The organism is Mesorhizobium sp. M7A.F.Ca.US.014.04.1.1 (assembly GCF_003998745.1).
GTDB classification, from domain to species: domain Bacteria; phylum Pseudomonadota; class Alphaproteobacteria; order Rhizobiales; family Rhizobiaceae; genus Mesorhizobium; species Mesorhizobium ciceri.
The window spans coordinates 1-387 of the sequence record NZ_RZRW01001533.1 but is presented as its reverse complement, the minus strand read 5'-3'; the positions used below and the strand labels follow the sequence as shown (position 1 = coordinate 387).

1 pseudogene is annotated in these 387 nt (G+C 56.8%); it reads left to right on the top strand.

Features of this window, described 5'->3' with window-relative positions:
- Positions 1-179: 179 nt before the first annotated feature.
- Positions 180-387, top strand: a pseudogene (locus tag EOA22_RS37470) (homospermidine synthase); the annotation flags it as partial.

Here is a 387-nt window from a genome sequence, read left to right as displayed (position 1 = left end):
GCAGAGAATAACGTTGGAGTGTCCCTCCGGCCAATCTGCAAACTCAGCTACACGCACAAAACCTGCCTTTTCATACAATCCTGGCGCCTGGAAATCGTGGCTCTGCACCCAGATCCGCCGAACACCCCTAATGGCAGCCTCGGCGGCGAAGGCGTCCAACAACTTTCGCGCATATCGTCGACGGGATAGATGAACTTGGCGTGCTTCTTTAGGGCCATTCAAGAAACGCGTTTTGGTACGGTTCGCAGCTCGCGATTGAAGACACGACAGCTCGTGCCCCATCACAATGCTACTGGGCTTCAGGTCACGTCGGCTGTGCTCGCAGGCATGGTCTGGGCGCTTGACACCCCGAGGCCGGCATCGTGGAAGTTGAAGATCTGGACTTCC